At 70.6% G+C, this 2,053-nt stretch carries 1 protein-coding gene; it reads right to left on the reverse strand.

Features of this window, described 5'->3' with window-relative positions; genetic code table 11:
* Window positions 1-2,053: VCBS domain-containing protein (locus ACLD7X_RS16420; RefSeq protein ID WP_411424759.1), on the reverse strand; the 2,053-nt coding region annotated here is incomplete at both ends.

A 2,053-nucleotide genomic window follows, 5' to 3' on the forward strand; every position in this document is an offset into this window, starting at 1 on the left:
GGCCGGCGCGGTTCCGCACCAGCCGGCCTTCGCTGTCGAGCACGCCGGATGCGCTGGCCTTGCCGAAGACGACGAAGGCGAGGCCCGCGCCATTCACATCGCCCGCCCCGCCGAGGGCGCCGATGATCAGGTCGTCGAAGCCGTCGCCATTGATGTCGCCGGCCGATGCGACGCTGTAGCCGAAGCCGCTGTCGTCATTCGGGCCGATCAGCACGAAGCCGCGCGCGGGATCGAGGTCGGCGGCGAGGAGCGGCGGCAGGGCGCCGCGGATGGTGATGGTGATGGTGGCGCTGGCGGTCCCGTCGATGGAGGCGATCTCCAGCGTGTCGGTCAGCGTCGCCCCGGGGGCAAGGGCGAGCACGGCGGGCGCGTCGGGGCTCAGGTCGTAGCGCCAGGAGCCCGACGTCACGTCGAAGGTGAATTCGCCATAGTCGCCGAGCAGGGAGGCGGGCTCGGCGAAGACATCCTCGCCGGCATCCGCATCCACCACCTGCACGAAGCCGAGGATGCTGCGGGTGGCGTCGGTGGCCACGAGGCCGGCCGTCATGCCGGAGATGACGGCATCATCGTTCACGCCGGTGATGGTGACGGTGATGCGTTCGCTTGCCGAGCCGTCATAGGAATGGACGCCGATCGTGTCCTGCAGCGTCTCCCCGCCGGCGAGCTGGCGCACCGCCGTCTCGCTGTCGTTGAGGTCGTAGGTCCAGGCGCCGGTCAGCGCATCGAAGGTGAAGGTGCCGTAGAGGCCATCGAGGCTGGCAGGGGTGGCGAAGCGGGCTTCCCCGGCATCGGGGTCCACGACGGCAAGGCTGCCCGAGGCGATGTCGCCGGTATCCGCCGTGACCGCGCCGCTGGCGGTGCCGGTGATGCTCGCCGCGGTATTCGCCCAGTTGAGGCTGAGACGGAAGCCGTCGGCGAAGACCAGGTATTCGACGCCCGCCAGGCGGTCCAACCCTTCGTCGCCATCGCCGGGATTGATGTCCCGCACCGTCGTCGCCGTGCCGAGGATGGTCACCTCGTAGTCGACGAAGAGGCCCGCGACCCACACCTCGTCGATGCCGCCGCCGCCGGCCAGCGTGTCATTCCCGCCGCCGCCGAACAGCGTATCGTCGCCGCCGGCCCCGCGGATGATATTCGCCACGTTCGAGCCGAACAGGCTGTCGCCCGCGGTGCCGCCTTCAAGATGCTCGATATCGGTGAGGACATCGCCCTCGGCATGGCCGCCCGCGGCGGTGCCGGTGATGAGGTTGATGGTGACCGAGTCGGTGGAGGAGGCATAGCTGGCGAGGTCGTTGCCCGAGCCGCCATCGAGGATATCGGCGCCGGCGCCGCCGATCAGCGTATCATCGCCTTCGAGCCCGCGCAGCGTATCGGCGCCGTTGGCGCCGGCCAGCCGGTTGGCGTCGGTGGAGCCCACCAGGCTGTCATCGCCGCGCCCGCCGATCACGCCCTCGATCGCGCGCAACGTGTCCCCGGTGGCATCGCCACCCACGGCGGTGCCGGCGCCGAGATCCACCGAGACGGCGGCCGCGATCCCGGCATAGACGATGATGTCGAAGCCATCGCCGCCATCCAGCACATCGCCGCCCGCGCCGCCTTCCAGCGTATCATTGCCGCCAAGTCCGCTCAGGCTGTCGGCGCCGGCCCAGCCGATGAGCCAATTGCCGGTGTCAGAGCCCGTCAGCGTGTCATCGCCGCGGCCGCCCCGCAGGCTTTCGATGCCGATCAGCGTATCGCCCTCGGCATCGCCGCCGCTGCCGAGGCCGGTGGCCAGGCTGACCGAGACGGCGCTGGCGGAACGCTGGTAGCTGGCGGTGTCGCGATCCTCCCCGCCATCCAGCAGGTCGGCCCCGGCGCCGCCTTCCAGCGTATCCGCGCCTTCCAGGCCCTCGATCCTGTCATTGCCGGCGCCGCCTTGGATCCGGTTGGCGGCAAAGGACCCCACCAGGCTGTCGGCGCCGGCGCCGCCTTCCAGGTTCTCGATATCGATCAGGACATCGCCCTGCGCCTCCGCGCCCAGGCCGATGCCGAGGGCGAGGTTGACGGCGATCGG

Origin of the sequence: Aphanothece microscopica RSMan92 (genome assembly GCF_046613545.2) — a bacterium.
GTDB lineage: Bacteria > Cyanobacteriota > Cyanobacteriia > PCC-6307 > Cyanobiaceae > NIES-981.